15 protein-coding genes are annotated in these 14,564 nt (G+C 64.1%); 4 read left to right on the top strand and 11 right to left on the bottom strand.

All coding sequences use genetic code 11. From position 1 onward, the window contains the following. Positions 1–132: 132 nt before the first annotated feature. The 9 genes from phnN to LB556_RS07625 form a co-directional block, all read right to left on the bottom strand. Positions 133–762: a phosphonate metabolism protein/1,5-bisphosphokinase (PRPP-forming) PhnN gene (gene phnN, locus LB556_RS07665; RefSeq protein WP_224565690.1), complete on the bottom strand. Its 630-nt coding sequence runs from the start codon at positions 760–762 to the stop codon at positions 133–135. Next, positions 759–1,898: an alpha-D-ribose 1-methylphosphonate 5-triphosphate diphosphatase gene (locus LB556_RS07660; protein ID WP_224565687.1), complete on the bottom strand. Its 1,140-nt coding sequence runs from the start codon at positions 1,896–1,898 to the stop codon at positions 759–761. Before LB556_RS07660 ends, phnN begins: the two co-directional genes overlap by 4 nt. A gap of 28 nt (positions 1,899–1,926) precedes the next feature. Further along, a complete protein-coding gene (locus LB556_RS07655; RefSeq protein ID WP_224565685.1) occupies positions 1,927–2,634 on the bottom strand; it encodes a DUF1045 domain-containing protein in 708 nt (235 codons plus the stop codon). Between the two features lie 253 nt (positions 2,635–2,887). Next, entirely contained in the window at positions 2,888–3,700 is an 813-nt protein-coding gene (gene iolB / locus LB556_RS07650; protein WP_224565683.1) for a 5-deoxy-glucuronate isomerase, read from the bottom strand. Positions 3,701–3,703: 3 nt separating this feature from the next. Then, positions 3,704–3,922 carry a DUF3329 domain-containing protein gene (locus LB556_RS07645; protein ID WP_224565681.1) on the bottom strand — a complete coding sequence of 73 codons (219 nt, stop codon included), beginning with the start codon at positions 3,920–3,922 and terminating at the stop codon, positions 3,704–3,706. 43 nt (positions 3,923–3,965) lie between these two features. After that, positions 3,966–4,883 (bottom strand): myo-inosose-2 dehydratase, encoded by a 918-nt coding sequence (gene iolE, locus LB556_RS07640; protein WP_224565679.1) that lies wholly within the window; start codon positions 4,881–4,883, stop codon positions 3,966–3,968. Between the two features lie 41 nt (positions 4,884–4,924). Then, complete coding sequence (iolD, locus tag LB556_RS07635) at positions 4,925–6,766, bottom strand: 3D-(3,5/4)-trihydroxycyclohexane-1,2-dione acylhydrolase (decyclizing) (protein WP_224565676.1); 1,842 nt, start codon at positions 6,764–6,766, stop codon at positions 4,925–4,927. Between the two features lie 34 nt (positions 6,767–6,800). Then, positions 6,801–8,735 (bottom strand): bifunctional 5-dehydro-2-deoxygluconokinase/5-dehydro-2-deoxyphosphogluconate aldolase, encoded by a 1,935-nt coding sequence (locus LB556_RS07630; protein WP_224565674.1) that lies wholly within the window; start codon positions 8,733–8,735, stop codon positions 6,801–6,803. A gap of 154 nt (positions 8,736–8,889) precedes the next feature. Next, on the bottom strand, positions 8,890–9,735 hold the full coding sequence (locus LB556_RS07625; RefSeq protein ID WP_224565970.1) for a MurR/RpiR family transcriptional regulator: 846 nt from the start codon (positions 9,733–9,735) through the stop codon (positions 8,890–8,892). Between the two features lie 155 nt (positions 9,736–9,890). On the opposite strand from LB556_RS07625, the gene LB556_RS07620 reads away from it, so the two are divergent. After that, the gene (locus tag LB556_RS07620) at positions 9,891–11,000 is read left to right on the top strand and encodes a Gfo/Idh/MocA family protein (protein WP_224565672.1); all 1,110 of its coding nucleotides are present in this window, start codon (positions 9,891–9,893) and stop codon (positions 10,998–11,000) included. A gap of 3 nt (positions 11,001–11,003) precedes the next feature. Here the strand turns inward: LB556_RS07620 and LB556_RS07615 are convergent, their stop codons facing one another. Beyond that, complete coding sequence (locus LB556_RS07615) at positions 11,004–11,702, bottom strand: helix-turn-helix transcriptional regulator (RefSeq protein ID WP_224565670.1); 699 nt, start codon at positions 11,700–11,702, stop codon at positions 11,004–11,006. A 127-nt stretch (positions 11,703–11,829) separates the two neighbouring features. On the opposite strand from LB556_RS07615, the gene LB556_RS07610 reads away from it, so the two are divergent. Further along, complete coding sequence (locus tag LB556_RS07610; protein ID WP_224565668.1) at positions 11,830–12,465, top strand: LysE family translocator; 636 nt, start codon at positions 11,830–11,832, stop codon at positions 12,463–12,465. A gap of 51 nt (positions 12,466–12,516) precedes the next feature. Here LB556_RS07610 and LB556_RS07605 read toward each other — a convergent pair whose 3' ends face one another. Then, positions 12,517–13,608: a 3-deoxy-7-phosphoheptulonate synthase gene (locus tag LB556_RS07605; protein WP_224565665.1), complete on the bottom strand. Its 1,092-nt coding sequence runs from the start codon at positions 13,606–13,608 to the stop codon at positions 12,517–12,519. Positions 13,609–13,685: 77 nt separating this feature from the next. Between LB556_RS07605 and LB556_RS07600 the strand changes: the two genes are divergently transcribed. After that, a complete protein-coding gene (locus LB556_RS07600) occupies positions 13,686–14,123 on the top strand; it encodes a type II toxin-antitoxin system VapB family antitoxin (RefSeq protein WP_224565663.1) in 438 nt (145 codons plus the stop codon). Next, positions 14,120–14,545, top strand: coding sequence for a type II toxin-antitoxin system VapC family toxin (locus LB556_RS07595; RefSeq protein ID WP_224565661.1), 426 nt, complete (start codon positions 14,120–14,122; stop codon positions 14,543–14,545). The genes LB556_RS07600 and LB556_RS07595 overlap by 4 nt, the downstream gene beginning before the upstream one ends. The last annotated feature ends 19 nt before the right edge of the window (positions 14,546–14,564 follow it).

Here is a 14,564-nt window from a genome sequence, read left to right as displayed (position 1 = left end):
TGTTACAGGGATGTGACGGCGCCGGCAGGCGCACGCGACCGAGTCGCCCGCTCCAGGACGAGCGGCCATGGACCGCTGCAAGCAGCGGTCGCGGCACGTGATGTGCCGAAATCGGAGCTACAGGATCTTGGCTTAGATCAAGCCCGACATGTCGGAGAAGGCCATCGCCTTGCGCAGCAGCTCGGCGAAGCGCTCGCCGGCCACCTCGCGCGGACCGCTGTTGTCGATCGACGTGACGCCAGGGCCGGACAAGGTCACACTGGCGCTGCGCGCCAGCCGCGCCAGCACTTCGCCGCGCGACTCGCGGCCGCGCATCGCCAGCCGCTCGGCCAGTACCTCGGGCGAGGCGGTGATCTCCACGATCGCCAGATTGGCATAGCGTTCGCGCAAGGTGGGGATGATCGCGCGCGAGACGTTGGCGACGGCCACGTGTCCATTGGAAACAGACCAGTCGACGTCGGCAGGCAGGCCGTAGCGCAGGCCATGCGCTTCCCAGGAAATGGCAAAGGCGCCGTCGGCCTCGGCCTCGGCGAAAGCGGCGTCGGCCAGCGTGTCGTGATCCTCGCTCGTGACATCGCACGGCCTGGTGATGACGCGGCGCACGAACTCCAGCTGCGTCTCTTCGGCGAAAAGCGCCTTGGCGTAGCCGATCACCGTGTCCTTGCCGGCACCGCTTGGGCCGACGACAGCGACAAAGACGCCGTGACGGATCGGAAAGGTTTCGGCGGACAGTTCGCGTTCGATCGAGGCCGACACCATCATGCCACCCGGCGTCCCTGCCGCCAGACGGTGCGCACGACCGGAACATGATCGTCGACGCGCACGCGCACCAGGTCGGCGCGGCGTCCCTGCTCTATGACGCCGCGGTCTTCAAGGCCGACGGCCTGCGCCGGGTTCTTCGAAACCATGGCGACGGCCTGCGGCAGCGAAATGCCCTCGACCATGTCGCCGAGGAAGAAGGCCGACTGGATCAGGCTGAAGGGGATGTAATCGGACGACAGGATGTCGAGCAGGCCGTCACTGGCCAGGGTGCGGGCCGAAACATTGCCCGAATGCGAGGCGCCGCGCATGACATTGGGCGCGCCCATCAGCACGCCGAGCCCGGCGGCCTTCGAGGCGCGCGCCGCTTCCTCGGTGGTCGGGAATTCGGCGACCCGCACGCCCTGCTCGATGGCCTCGTCGACATGAGCCGACGTGGCGTCGTCGTGGCTGGCGAGCACGATGCCGCGCTCATGGCAGGCGGCCGCGATGAAGACACGGTTTGGCCCGGAATTGCGTGCCGATTCGCCCATCCGCTTCTCGCAGAACTTCTGAAAATCATGGTCGCTCAGCTTGAGCTTGCGCTGATAATAATAGGCATAGGTCTCGAGATTGACGAACTGGCGCTGGCCCGGCGCATGGTCCATCAGCGACGCCAGTTTCACCCTGTCGTCGGTCTCGAAATTGGCGAAGGCCCTCAGACAATCCGGTGCCGAGACCTCGCAGCGCAGATGAATGAAATGGTCGGCCCGCAGCCGCTCCTGCTGGACACTGTCCTCGATCGCGTCGGCGAGCTTGCGGATATCGTCCGAGGTGAGATCGGCATCCTCGTCCATGCCGACACGCAAGGCATCGAGCACGGTGGTGATGCCGGCGGTCGCCACCTGCGCGTCATGGGCAAGCACCGCGGCGATCGGGTTCCAGCGCACTTTCGGCCGCGGCGCATAATGGCCCTCGAGATGATCGGTATGGAGTTCGACCAGCCCTGGAATGATGAAGTCGCCGCCCATGTCCTCGCCGGTCCGGGCAGCACCGGCGTCGATGCCGGCGATTAAGCCGTCGCGCAGTACAAGCGACCCTTCGACGATCTCGTCGGCAAGGACGATGCGGGCATTGGAAAGAACAGTTTCGGCGGTCATTGCGGGTAGTCCTTGCTTTCGGCGCCTGTCAGGCGGTCTTTCTGGCCGGGCGGCGTCCAAGCGCGTGCTGGGAAAGCACCATGAACGGCGCACCGGGTTCGGGTTCGACAAACAACGTCAGCGCATCCACCAGCACGGGCTGGCGCAACACATCGGCGAAAAGGCTTTCGATGGCCGCGCGCAGGCGAGGGCTTTCCTGTGGCCCGGCCCGGCCGGACAGGGTCATGTGGAAGCGGAAGGTCTCGAAAACATAGGGATATCCCCACTGGCAGAGATTGCGAAACTCGGCCGGCTTCAGCGAATCCGGGCTGCGCCGCTCGATCTCGGCCTCGCTCAAGGGCGCGCGAAACCGGTCGAAATCACGCACCACATTATCGGCGAAGCGGTTGAGCGGAGGCAGCGGGCCTTCAGGAACCAGCGCGAAGAAGCTGTCGATCTGGCTGACGACGAGACGCGGGATCGTCACCACAGGCGTTGCCTCGGCAAAATGATCGAGCGCCGCGCGCAGCGAAGCCTCTGTCTCGTTGGCGGCCAGCTGGAAAGGCGCTTTCAGTGTCGCGTGAAAGCCATAGCGGCGCGCCGAGGCGGTGTGGAAGGCCACTTCCGCTGCCGACAGGCCGGCCACGGCCTCAACCGGCCTGGTCGCGGCACCGAAAGGGTCGCGGCCCAGCCAGTTGGTGGCGATCCTCGCCAGCGGCTCGTCCTGCCGGGGGGTGAAGTAAATGGCATAACGCATGGGAAGTCCTCGTTAAAGCGCGCCGCGTTTGAAGCGATGGTGCGACGCGCCTTAAGTCTTCGTTTGGTGCATGTCGTCGCCCCAAAACCGCTACGCACTTTTGGGCAACATGCGCTAATCCCGTTGCCATAGGTGATTTGCATGACGGATTGACGAAGCTTTGAAGGGTTTTCGAAGGCAAATCGGCCCTCAGGGTCGTTAGCCGACGATTTTTCCAAACTGGACCAATAAGTTCAGCCGGAAACGCGAACGGTCATGCCTTCATCAACCATTCGTGCTCGGGCGCATTGTGGAATTTCCATGTCCGCTTCGGCCCTGCCATCACATTCAGATAATAGAGGTCATAGCCGTGGCAGGCGGCACAGGGGTGATAGCCCCTGGGCACCAGCACGACATCGCCATCCTCGATCGCCATGGCTTCGTCCAGCGCGCGATGCCCATTCCCGTCGGCGTCGGTATAGACGCGCTGGAAGGCAAAGCCCTGCGGCGGGTTGAGGCGATGGTAATAGGTCTCCTCGAGGTAGGATTCGGTGGGCAGGTTGTCCTGGTCGTGCTTGTGCGGCGGGTAGCTCGACGTGTGGCCGCCCGGCGTGATGACCTCGACCACCAGCAATGAGTCGGCTGGCTGGCCTTCGGGCAGGATGTTGGTGACGTAGCGCGTGTTGGTGCCCTTGCCGCGCACCTCCTGGCCGAGATCGTCCGGCCCGATCACCCGCACCGGCAGGCCGCCGCCAAGGCCAGGCGCCGAGCACACCGCGAGTTCCAGTTCGGTATCGGCAGTCACCGACCAGTCCGATCCTTCGGGGATATAGACCGACCACGGCTTGCCCGCGAAGGGCGACATGCGCTCGCCGAGCAGGCCGAGATCCTTGCCGCCGGCTCTCGCTGTACCCTTGCCGGTGACGAACACCAGGCAAACCTCGCGGTCGTCCGTCCTTCCCGAGGCGCTTTCGCCCGGCTTGAGCCGATGCAGGTCGAAACCGACATAGGTCCAGCCGGCGCTTTCGGGCGTCACATGCGCGACGCGGCCGTGCCCCTTGTCGGCTTTGACGAGCAGCTTCGACATTGGTCACTCCTTCGGTTCGGCTTCGGCCGTCGCTTTGCTCTCGTCGGCCGGCTTGTAGAGATAAAAAAACTGCCAGACGCCGTAGCCGGCGAAGCCTAGCGCGATGACGCCCCAGAACGGCGTGCCGGTGGCGAATTCGATGACCGACCAGATCAGGCAGACCGCGACGACGGCGACACGGCGCCAAAGCGGGCGGAAAAACGGGTGTTCATAATCTTTCATCGGGCCAATCTACAGCAACCGGCTTCGCCGTGAACCCATCGCTTCAAGCATTCGGAAAACCTTGCGTCTCGACCGTGTAACCGGCCGATGTCATCACCCGCATCAGTTCCTTGTGGCCAACCTGCGCCATCCTGAGCGGTGGGCTCTTCCTCGGATCCTGCTCGGCCTCGACGACGAACCAGCCTTCATAGCCATGGTCGGCGAAGCGCTGCACGATGGCGCCGAAATCGAGCGAGCCATCGCCTGGCACAGTGAAGGCGCCGAGCGCCACGGCGTCGAGGAAGGACTGCTTCGTGCGGTCGAGCTTGTCGATCACAGCCATGCGCACGTCCTTCACATGGACATGGCTGATGCGCTTGTGGTGGTTATCGATGGCGCGCAGCACGTCGCCGCCGGCAAACGCCAGATGCCCGGCATCAAGCAACAGCGGAATGCCTTCACCGGAATGGCGCATGAAGGCATCGAGCTCCGGCTCGGTCTCGACCACCGCCGCCATATGGTGATGGTAGGAAAGCGGCATGCCTTGCTCCGCGCACCATTCGCCGAATTCCGTCAGGCGCCGCGCATAGGCCTTCATCTCGTCGCCCGAAAGCTTCGGCTTGCTGGCGAGCGGCTTGGAGCGGTCGCCCTGGATCGAGCGGCCGACCTCGCCATAGACGATGCAGGGCGCATCGACCGCCCTGAACAGGTCGATCATCGGCTGGATACGGTCCTTGTTGGCGGCCATCTCCTCGTCGACCAGCGTGCCCGAAAACCAGCCGCCGCATAGGGTCACGTCGGCGGCCTTGAGGATCGGCAGCATGATGGCGGGGTCGTTGGGGAAGCGCCGACCCATTTCCATGCCGGTGAAGCCCGCGGAGCGCGATTGGCGCAAACATTCCTCCAGCGACACGTCATCGCTCAATTCCGCGAGATCGTCGTTCCACCATGCAATGGGGGACATGCCCAGTTTGGCTTTCAAGTCGTCACTCCAGGTTCAGTTCGTTGGTGTCGCGCAAGCGGTCACTGCCGCTCCTGCAACGCGTCTTCGTATTTCTTGCGCGCGGCGTTGACTTCGCGTCGCGCCGACACTTCCGGCACCGCGACATCCCACCAGTGACCGCCGGCCTCGGTCGAGGCAAGCGGATCGGTGTCGATGACCAGCACGGTGGTGCGGTCGTTCTGCCTCGCTTGCGCCAATGCAGTCTCCAGCCCGGCGATCGACGAGACCTTTTCGGCAATCGCCCCCATGCTTGCCGCATGCGCGGCGAAGTCGATGTCGGGCAGGATCTCGTGGCGCGAGTCCTTCAGGAGATTGTTGAAGTTGGCGCTACCGGTCGCCATCTGCAGCCGGTTGATGCAGCCGAACCCCCTGTTGTCGAGTAGCACGATGGTCAGTTTCAGACCGAGCATCACCGAGGTGGCGATCTCGGAATTCAGCATCAGATAGGAGCCGTCGCCGATCATGACGACGACGTCCTCGTCGGGCTTGGCCATCTTGGTGCCGAGCCCGCCGGCGATTTCGTAACCCATGGTCGAGAAGCCATATTCGGCATGATAGGAGCCGGGCGCGCCGGCCTGCCAGAGCTTGTGCAACTCTCCCGGCAGCCCGCCGGCGGCATGCAGCAAGGTCACGCCGGAACCCATGGCACGCTGTACCGCGCCGATCACCTGCGCGTCCGAGGGGAAAGCGGCATTGGTGGAGGCCGTCACCTTGCTGGCATCGGCCTGCCAATCCTTCTTGCCCTTCAGCGCATTGTCGGTCCAGGCGGCAGGCGCCTTCCAGCCTTGCAGCGCCGCACCCAGTTCGGCAAGCCCTTCGGCCGCGTCCGCGACGAGCGGCAGGGCCCAGTGCTTGCCGGCGTCGAAAGCCTGCGTGTTGAGCCCGATGATGGTCCTGCCGGAGTTCTTGAACAGCCCCCACGATCCGGTGGTGAAATCCTGCAACCGCGTGCCGACGGCCAGCACGACATCGGCCTCTTCCGCCAGCCGGTTGGCGGCCGAGGTGCCGGTAACGCCGACGGCCGCCATGTTGAGCGGATGATCGTCCGGCAGGGAGGATTTGCCGCCCTGCGTTTCGCAGACCGGAATGGCCGCGCCTTGCGCGAATTTGGCCAGTTCTCCGGACGCCTGCGAATAGAGCACGCCGCCCCCGGCAATGATCAGCGGCTTCTTCGCGCCCTTGAGCGCGGCGACCGCCGCCGCCAGTTCGCCGCGGTCCGGGCGTGGCCGGCGCTGGTGCCAGAGCCGCTCGGCAAAGAAGCTCTCGGGATAGTCATAAGCCTCGGCCTGCACATCCTGGCAGAGCGACAAGGTCACCGGCCCGCATTCGGCCGGATCGGTCAGCACCTGCATGGCGCGATTGAGCGCCGGGATGATCTGTTCCGGCCGCGTGATCCGGTCGAAATAGCGTGATACCGGGCGGAAGCAGTCATTGACGGTCGCCGTGCCGTCGGAAAAATCCTCGGCCTGCTGCAGCACCGGGTCGGGAATGCGGTTGGCGAAGACGTCGCCCGGCAAAAACAGGATGGGCAACCGGTTTACATGGGCAAGGGCGGCGGCCGTCACCATGTTCAGCGCGCCGGGTCCGATCGAAGAGGTCGCGGCCATGAAGCGGCGACGGAAGTTGGCTTTGCCATAGGCGATCGCGGCATGCGCCATCGCCTGCTCGTTATGGGCGCGGAAGGTCGGCAATTCGTCGCGCACCTGGTAAAGCGCCTCGCCGATGCCGGCGACATTGCCGTGGCCGAAGATCGCCCAGACGCCGCCGAAAATCGGCGTTCTTTCCCCGTGCATCTCGGTCATCTGCTTGCTGAGAAAGCGGGTCAGCGCCTGCGCCATCGTCAGGCGGATTGTCTTGGTCATCTCGGTTTCCTCCGCAGTCTTATGCCGCGCCTTGTTATGCCGCCTTGCGGCCGCGCGCGGCAAGCCACGCTTCGGTCAGCTTTTCGAAGCGCGACGCCATGTCGGCGACAGCCTCGTCATCCGACATCCTGCCGGCCAGCCATTGTTCGGCCGCATGGACGAAGATGGTGCGGCCGACCGCAAAGCCTTTCACGATGGGCGCCTCGGCGGTGGCCGCAAAGGCGGCTTCCAGCTCGTCCTGCGGCGCTTCCAGGCCAAGCAGCACGACGCCACGGCACCAGGGGTCGTGCTTCAGGATCACCGCCTCGATTTTGGCCCAGGCGCCCCTCGATGCCTGCGGCTCAAGCTTCCACCAGTCCGGCTTGATGCCGAGCGCATAGAGTTCTTCAAGCGCGCGCGGGATGGTGGTGTCGTCGAGCTTGCCGTTCTTGCCGGCGATGATCTCGACCAGCAATTCGCGGCCGACTTTGCGCGCGGCCTCGTAAAGGCTCTTGAGTTTCTGCTGCTGCTCTTCCTTGAGATCAGCCGGATCGTCGGGATGGTAGAAGCACAGGCACTTGATGCAGTGATCGACCGGCCATTCGACGAGCTGCGAGCCGATATCCTGCGAGAATTCAAAGCGCAGCGGCCGCGAGCCCGGCAGTTCCACCGGCCGGCCGAGCCAGGCGAAGGAATGCCTGGCGAATTCGAACATCGCCTCGCGGCCGTGCTTTTCGTCGATCAGCATGCCATAGCCGTCGCGGCCGGCGGCGACCTTGGCCGCGGCCTTGACCGCCAGCACCTTGAAATCGCGGATGCGTGCCGGATCGGCGCCGGCCTTGGCCGCCACATCCTCGAGCTGCACACGGTGATCGCATGCGAGCGCCATCAGCGAAGGGATGTCGCGCCGGCGGGTGGTCGCCCAGTGGATGTGGTTGATCGCCTCGTCCTTGCGCAGCGCACGATGCTTGCTGCCGTTCTTGAGGAAGAACCGCAGCTCCTCGAAGGTCGGATATTCAGGCGCGCATAGCAGCCGCGACACGGCGAAGGCGCCGCAGGCATTGGCCCAGGTTGCCGCTGTCGCAAGGCTTTCACCGCCCAGCCAGCCGCGCAGAAAGCCGGACATGAAGGCGTCACCGGCGCCCAGCACATTGTAGACCTCTATCGGGAAACCCTCGCCGACGATGCCGTCCTCGAGATCGTCGCTGATCGCTCCGTCGTAGACGATGCAGCCCATGGCGCCGCGCTTCAGCACAATGGTCGCCGAGGACAGCGCGCGGATCGTCTTCAGCGCGCTCAGGCAATCGTCGGCGCCCGACGCGATCATGATCTCTTCCTCGGTGCCGACGATCAGATCGCAATCGGGCAGCACCGTCTTCAACCGGGCCGAGACCCGGTCCGACTTGACATAGCGCTCGAACCCTTCGGCATGACCGGCGAGACCCCAAAGGTTCGGCCGGTAGTCGATGTCGAAGACCACCTTGCCGCCCTTGGCCTTCATGATGCGGATCGCCTTGCGCTGGGCGGCATCGCTGTTGGGGCGGGAAAAATGCGTTCCGGTGACGACGATCGCGCGGGCCGAGGCGATGAAGGCCTCGTCGACATCCTCTTCGGCCAGCGCCATGTCGGCGCAGTCCGAGCGGTAGAAGATCATCGGCGAAACGCCTTCGCTCTCGACCGAAAGCAGCACCAGCGCTGTCAGCCGTTCCTTGTCGGTTTTCAGCCCGTCGACATTGACGCCTTCGCGTTTCAGCTGCTCGCGGATGAAGCGGCCCATCTGCTCGTCGCCGACGCGCGTCAGCAGCGCCGAGCGCAGGCCGAGCCGCGCCGTGCCGACCGAAATGTTGGCCGGGCAGCCGCCGACCGACTTGGCGAACGACGTGATGTCCTCGAGCCGCGAGCCGATCTGCTGGCCGTAGAGGTCGACGGAAGCGCGGCCGATGGTGATGACATCGAGCGGCGCATGCCTTGCGTCCACGGCTTCGCTCATTGGAACCTCCCGTCGGCCTTGTCGTCATGGACAACATTGTTTGGGTAACACGCGCGAGCGGCGGCGTGGTGCCGGGAATATGAAATAATAATTCCAATCCATAGTCAATATGGAATGAGCATTCCCCGATTGAAATTGCCTTGTGAGGGCGCGATCAGGCCTTGCGCTTGCGACTGGCGTCACGCCGCTTCTCGCCGACGCCGACGGTCAGCGCCATGGCCAGCGCCATCGTCGCCGACAGCGAGCGGAAACCGGCGAAGTCGGCCTCGGCAACCTCGAACCAGACACTGGCGAACTGGGCGAGCGGCGAAAACGAGCTGTCGGTTATGGCGACGATCGGGACGCCTTGCTCGGAAATGGCGCGCGCCTCCTCGATCGTGGCCGGCGCGTAAGGTGAGAAGCTGATGGCGATGACGGCGTCGGCCGGGGTGGCGAAGGCGACCATCTCGGCATTCAGGCCGGCGGCCGATTCGATCAGCTGGTTGCGTATCTTCAGTTTGCCAAGCGCGTAGGCGATGTAGGTCGCCACCGGATAGGAGCGCCGCTTGGCCAGCACAAAGATGGTCTGCGCCTTGGCCAGCAGCGAAATCGCGTCTTCCAGATGCGCGTCATCGAGCGTGCGGGAAATGTCGTTGAGCGAGGTGCTGGCAGCGGCGACGAACCCGTCGAAGATTGCCCGGTGGCCGGCGCCGGCATCTGCCTTGGCGCGCAGCGCCTGCAACCGCTCGTCATAGGAAGAGTTGCGCTCGCGCAGCCGTTCGCGGAACACCTGCTGCAGGCTGGTGAAGCCGTCGAAACCGAGTTGCTGGGCAAAGCGGATCAGCGTCGACGGCTGCACGCCGGCCGAAGCGGCGATGCTGGCAGCAGTACCGAAGGCGATGTCGTCGGGATTGTCGAGCGCATAGGCGGCGACCTGGGCGATACGCTTGGGCAGGCTGTCGCGCCGGTCCAGGATCGTGGCGCGCAGTGTCTCGAAGTCGCGAGGTACTCGTTCGTCCATCGTCGGCCCGTCCAAGCTCATCCGTGAGGCGTCCTCTCTGCCCCATCATAGCGAGCCTGCGCAAGAACGCCATAAAAAATGAGGCAGACATTCCATTCCGGGGAAAAATGGACTAATTCATCCAATCGGCACTTCCGGCAATGGAGAAATCGCGGATGGTTGGCGTAGGTCTTATCGGCACGGGCTTCATGGGAAAATGCCATGCCATCGCGTGGAGCGCCGTCGGCGCCGTCTTCCCCGACGTGGCCAAGCCGCGGCTCGTCCATCTCGGCGAGGTCAATGAGGATCTCGCCAGGCGCAAGGCCGGCGAGTTCGGCTTCGCCAAGGCCTCCGGCGACTGGCGCGCCGTCGTCAACGACCCGGAGGTCGATATCGTCTCGCTGACCACGCCCAACCAGTTCCATCCGGAAATGGCCATCGCCGTCCTCGAAGCCGGCAAGCATCTGTGGTGCGAAAAGCCGATGGCGCCGAGCTTTGCCGAGGCCGAGGCGATGGCGGCCGCGGCCAAGACATCAGGCAAGGTCGCCGCTCTTGGATACAACTACATCCAGAGTCCGGCCATACGCCACATCGGCGCGTTGCTGGAGGAAAAGATCATCGGCGATGTCAACCATCTGCGCATTGAGATGGACGAGGATTTCATGGCCGATCCGGAGGCGCTGTTCTTCTGGAAGCACGAAGCCGCTTCCGGCTACGGCGCGCTCGACGATTTCGCCGTGCATCCGCTGTCGCTGGTCTCGGTGCTGTTCGGACGTGTCGCCAGCGTCATCTGCGACATGGCCAAGCCCTATGCCGACCGCAAGCTGGCATCAGGCGGGCGCCGCGCGGTCGAAACCTACGACATCGCCAGCGTGCTGATGCGCCTGGAAAACGGCATTGCCGGCACGCTTCAGGTCAACCGTTCGGCCTGGGGCCGCAAGGGCCGCATCGCCATCCAGATCTTCGGCTCCAAGGGGTCGATCCTGTTCGACCAGGAGCGCATGAACGAATTCCAGCTCTACCTCACATCGGACCGGCCGACCGAACAGGGCTATCGCACCATCCTGGTGGCGCCGCATCACAGGCCCTATGATGCCTTCCTGCCGGCGCCCGGCCATGGCCTCGGCTTCAACGACCTCAAGATCATCGAGTGCCGCGAATTGCTGACGCGGCTCGCCGGCGAGCCCGCCCGGCTCATCGAGTTCGCCGAAGGGCTGGAGATCGAGCGCACCGTGCATGCCATGGCGCGTTCATATGAGCAAAAGCGCTGGGTGGAGGTGAGGTAACAGTCAGCCGCCGACAACCGCATTCGTTTCCCAGCCATTGACCCAGACCTGCCGCAAGCGGTCGCCTTCGCCCTTGAACCATAAGCCGGTCGGCCGGCAATCCTCGATGCGGTCGCTGCGGAAATTGCGGATCGCCTGGCGCAGCTCGCACCAGGCGACGATGTTGGCGGTCTCGGCATAGTAGATCAGCGCGATTGGGCGGATCAGGCGTGTCGTAGGCCGGCCTCGTTCGTCGCGGTAGGAAAGGTCGAGCTTTTTCTCGTCGCGGATGGCGCGGCGCACCAGCGCCAGGTCGATCGCGCCGGCGGCGGGCGCGGCAAAGCCCCAGGCATGCAAGGCATTGGCGTCGAGCGTCTGGCGCAAGGGCGGGGGCACCGCGCCGGCGATTTTGGCGCCGACGCGCTTGGCCGCCTGTTTGAGCTCGTCGTCTCCCGTGCGCTCGAGCAACGCCAGCGACAGCACGATCGCCTCCATCTCCTCGATCGAGAACATCAGCGGCGGCAGGTCGAAGCCGGGGCGCAGGATGTAGCCGATGCCACGGCCGCCCTCGATCGGGACACGCATCGCCTGCAGGGCCGCGATGTCGCGATAGATCGAGCGTATCGTCACTTCCAGCTGCCCGGCCATTATAGCCGCCGTCACCGGCTTCCTGGCCAGCCGCAGGATCTGGATGATCTCGAACAGGCGCGAGGCCTTGCGCATTTTTTACTCGGTTCCCGTTCGCTACTGACACACCATCGTCAGTTGGGCTGACCTATAGGACTGCCTATTGGCATGAAAATCAACGGCTTCCTCAATGGATTGCCGGGAAGGCTGACAGGCAACTGACATGGACTACGCGCTCAATCTCTGGCTTTTCTTTCTGCTCCTGTTCGGCATCATCATCGTGCCCGGAATGGACATGCTGTTCGTGCTTGCCAATGCGCTTACCGGCGGCATCAACCGGGGGCTTGCGGCAACCGGCGGGATCATGCTGGGCGGCCTGGTCCATACGTTGAATGGCGCGGTCGGCGTTGGCCTGCTGATGCATTTCGTGCCGATCCTGTTCACGCCATTGCTGATTGCCGGCGCCGCCTACATGGCTTTTATCGGCATCACCTTGATGCGCAGCTCCATCACGGTCGACAATCACGGGCCAACCGGCAGCCGCTCGGCATGGAAAGCCTTCCGCCAGGGCGCCGTGACCTGCCTGATCAATCCGAAAGCCTATCTCTTCGTGTTGGCTGTCTATCCGCAGTTCCTCAAACCGGCTTACGGCCCGATCTGGGCGCAAGCGACCATTATGGGGCTGCTTACGGTCCTTACGCAGTTCGCCATCTATGGCGGGCTCGCGATTACCGCCGGCCGGAGCCGGGACTTGCTGGTCGCCAATCCTCGCGCCACGGCTTTTGCAGGCCGCGCCGCCGGCCTGCTGCTGTTCGCCGTCGCGCTGTTCACCGCCTGGGAAGGTTTGAGGGCGGCGTGAGTCCGGTCCGAATCCGGCGACCACCGCCCTTTCTTTGCAGACACGGCCGTGTCAGGCAGCGCCCTGCCGGCTTTCCAGCATGGCGCGGCGTGCCGAGCGGCGCCATTCGACGGCGCCGGCAAGCCCGTGCAGCACGGTCTCGGTGGTCGCCCAGTCGATGCAGCCGTCGGTGATGCTCTGGCCGTAGACCAGCGGCATGCCTGCCACAACGTCCTGCCGGCCGGCGACGAGATTGCTCTCGATCATGATGCCGATGATGCGCTCGTCGCCCGCCGCCAGCTGGCCTGCCACGTCGGCCGCCACTTTCGGCTGGTTCTCGGGCTTCTTGGCCGAGTTGGCGTGGCTGACGTCGATCATCAGACGGGGCGCGATACCGATGCGGGCGAGTTCGACGGATGCGGCCTCGACGCTTGCCGCGTCGTAGTTGGGCTGAACACCGCCACGCAGGATGACATGGCAATCCTCGTTGCCCGTGGTCGTTGCGATGCCGCTGCGTCCGCCCTTGGTCACCGCCATGAAATGATGCGGCTGGGCGGCCGACTTCACCGCCTCGCCGGCGATCCTGAGATTGCCGTCGGTGCCGTTCTTGAAGCCGACCGGGCAGGAGAGGCCCGACGCCAATTCGCGGTGGATCTGGCTCTCGGTCGTGCGCGCGCCGATGGCGCCCCAGGCGACGAGGTCGGCAATATATTGCGGCGTCGTCATGTCGAGGAATTCGGTCGCCGCCGGCAGGCCGAGATTGTTGACGGCGGACAGCACGTTGCGCGCCATCCGCAGCCCCTTGTCGATGTTGAAGCTGCCGTCGAGATCCGGATCGTTGATCAGCCCCTTCCAGCCGACCGTGGTGCGCGGCTTCTCGAAATAAACCCGCATCACGATCTCGAGCCGGTCGGCCAGGGCCTCGCGCAGCGCCGCCAGACGGCTGGCATAGTCGACGGCCGCGACCGGATCGTGGATGGAACAAGGGCCGACGATGACGAGCAGCCTGTCGTCGGTCCCGTTCAAGACAGCGTGGATGGCATTGCGTGACGCGCTGACGGTGCGCGTTGCCGTCAGCGTGCGCGGGATCTCCCGCATCACCTGGTCCGGCGTGCTCAGTTCTCTGATTTCCTTGACCCGAAGGTCGTCTGTGGTGGTCAACACGGCTTTCTGCTCCTGTTAGAGCAATTCCAGGAAAGGTGCGTAGCGGTTTTCCGTCCGGAATTGCGTAAAACTATGTTTTGGGAGACCTGCCGGCTGAAACAAAAAAGCCGCCAGATCTGGCGGCTGTTCGGACTTGGTGCTGCAATCTTCAGATCGAGCGCAATCCTCCCGCCGCCAGCGAGCTGCTAAAGTACCAATACGTGGCGGTCAGGTTGATCATGAGTGGGCATATAGCTGAAGTCGCGTTGGATGTCACGCATCCGATGGCAGTCTTGTATAAATATGTAAGAACGCATATCGACCGGTTGGTCCTTGAGGTGCAGCGCCTCACAAAGGCGCCGAGCAAGGTCGAGGCGGTTCGCCGCGCTCTGACGCATGAAATCGAGCGCGCCCGCAGTGTCCAATCTGTGTCGGAGCGCTTGGCGGAGGCGGTCAGAATGGCTGGCGAAATCGGAGCGGATAATCCTGACTTCGATATGAAAGCCTATTCGGACGAGCTTTCAGGCGGGCTATGAGCTTGTTCATTGACGCGTCGGCAGTTGTCGCGCTGTTACGCCCGGAGCCGACGGCAGGAGAACTCGCCGCCCGGATGGATGCCCACGGCGGGCCTTTCTTCATTTCGGCGGTCGTTCGTTTCGAGACCTCAATGGCCTTGGCGCGTTCAAAGACCCCCCTGCCTTCACCCGTAGAACCGGCGGCAATCACAAAGGCGAATGCCGCCGTTGACCGTTTCGTACAGGATTTGGGAGTGGGCGAGGTCCTCATTTCGGCCGAGGTCGGGCGGCTCGCTGTCGAAGCGGCGCGCAGCCACGGCAAGGGTGTCAATTCGCCGGCGCAGCTCAACATGGGCGATTGCTTTTCCTATGCCTGTTGCAAGGCATATAATTTGGCTTTGCTCTACACCGGTCAGGATTTCACAAAGACCGACCTACGATAGGTGCTAAAGCATGATGCCG

This window comes from Mesorhizobium sp. ES1-4 (assembly GCF_020164745.1).
Lineage (GTDB): Bacteria > Pseudomonadota > Alphaproteobacteria > Rhizobiales > Rhizobiaceae > Mesorhizobium.
This window is presented reverse-complemented; position numbering and strand designations above follow the sequence as displayed.

Coding starts and splice junctions, on each gene's coding strand:
- LB556_RS07645 (WP_224565681.1), bottom strand. CDS start 3,922: ATGAAAGATTATGAACACCCGTTTTTCCGCCCGCTTTGGCGCCGTGTC.
- LB556_RS07655 (WP_224565685.1), bottom strand. CDS start 2,634: ATGCGTTATGCCATTTACTTCACCCCCCGGCAGGACGAGCCGCTGGCG.
- LB556_RS07615 (WP_224565670.1), bottom strand. CDS start 11,702: ATGCGCAAGGCCTCGCGCCTGTTCGAGATCATCCAGATCCTGCGGCTG.
- LB556_RS07625 (WP_224565970.1), bottom strand. CDS start 9,735: ATGGACGAACGAGTACCTCGCGACTTCGAGACACTGCGCGCCACGATC.
- iolB (WP_224565683.1), bottom strand. CDS start 3,700: ATGTCGAAGCTGCTCGTCAAAGCCGACAAGGGGCACGGCCGCGTCGCG.
- LB556_RS07610 (WP_224565668.1), top strand. CDS start 11,830: ATGGACTACGCGCTCAATCTCTGGCTTTTCTTTCTGCTCCTGTTCGGC.
- LB556_RS07595 (WP_224565661.1), top strand. CDS start 14,120: ATGAGCTTGTTCATTGACGCGTCGGCAGTTGTCGCGCTGTTACGCCCG.
- phnN (WP_224565690.1), bottom strand. CDS start 762: ATGATGGTGTCGGCCTCGATCGAACGCGAACTGTCCGCCGAAACCTTT.
- LB556_RS07630 (WP_224565674.1), bottom strand. CDS start 8,735: ATGAGCGAAGCCGTGGACGCAAGGCATGCGCCGCTCGATGTCATCACC.
- LB556_RS07620 (WP_224565672.1), top strand. CDS start 9,891: ATGGTTGGCGTAGGTCTTATCGGCACGGGCTTCATGGGAAAATGCCAT.
- LB556_RS07660 (WP_224565687.1), bottom strand. CDS start 1,898: ATGACCGCCGAAACTGTTCTTTCCAATGCCCGCATCGTCCTTGCCGAC.
- iolD (WP_224565676.1), bottom strand. CDS start 6,766: ATGACCAAGACAATCCGCCTGACGATGGCGCAGGCGCTGACCCGCTTT.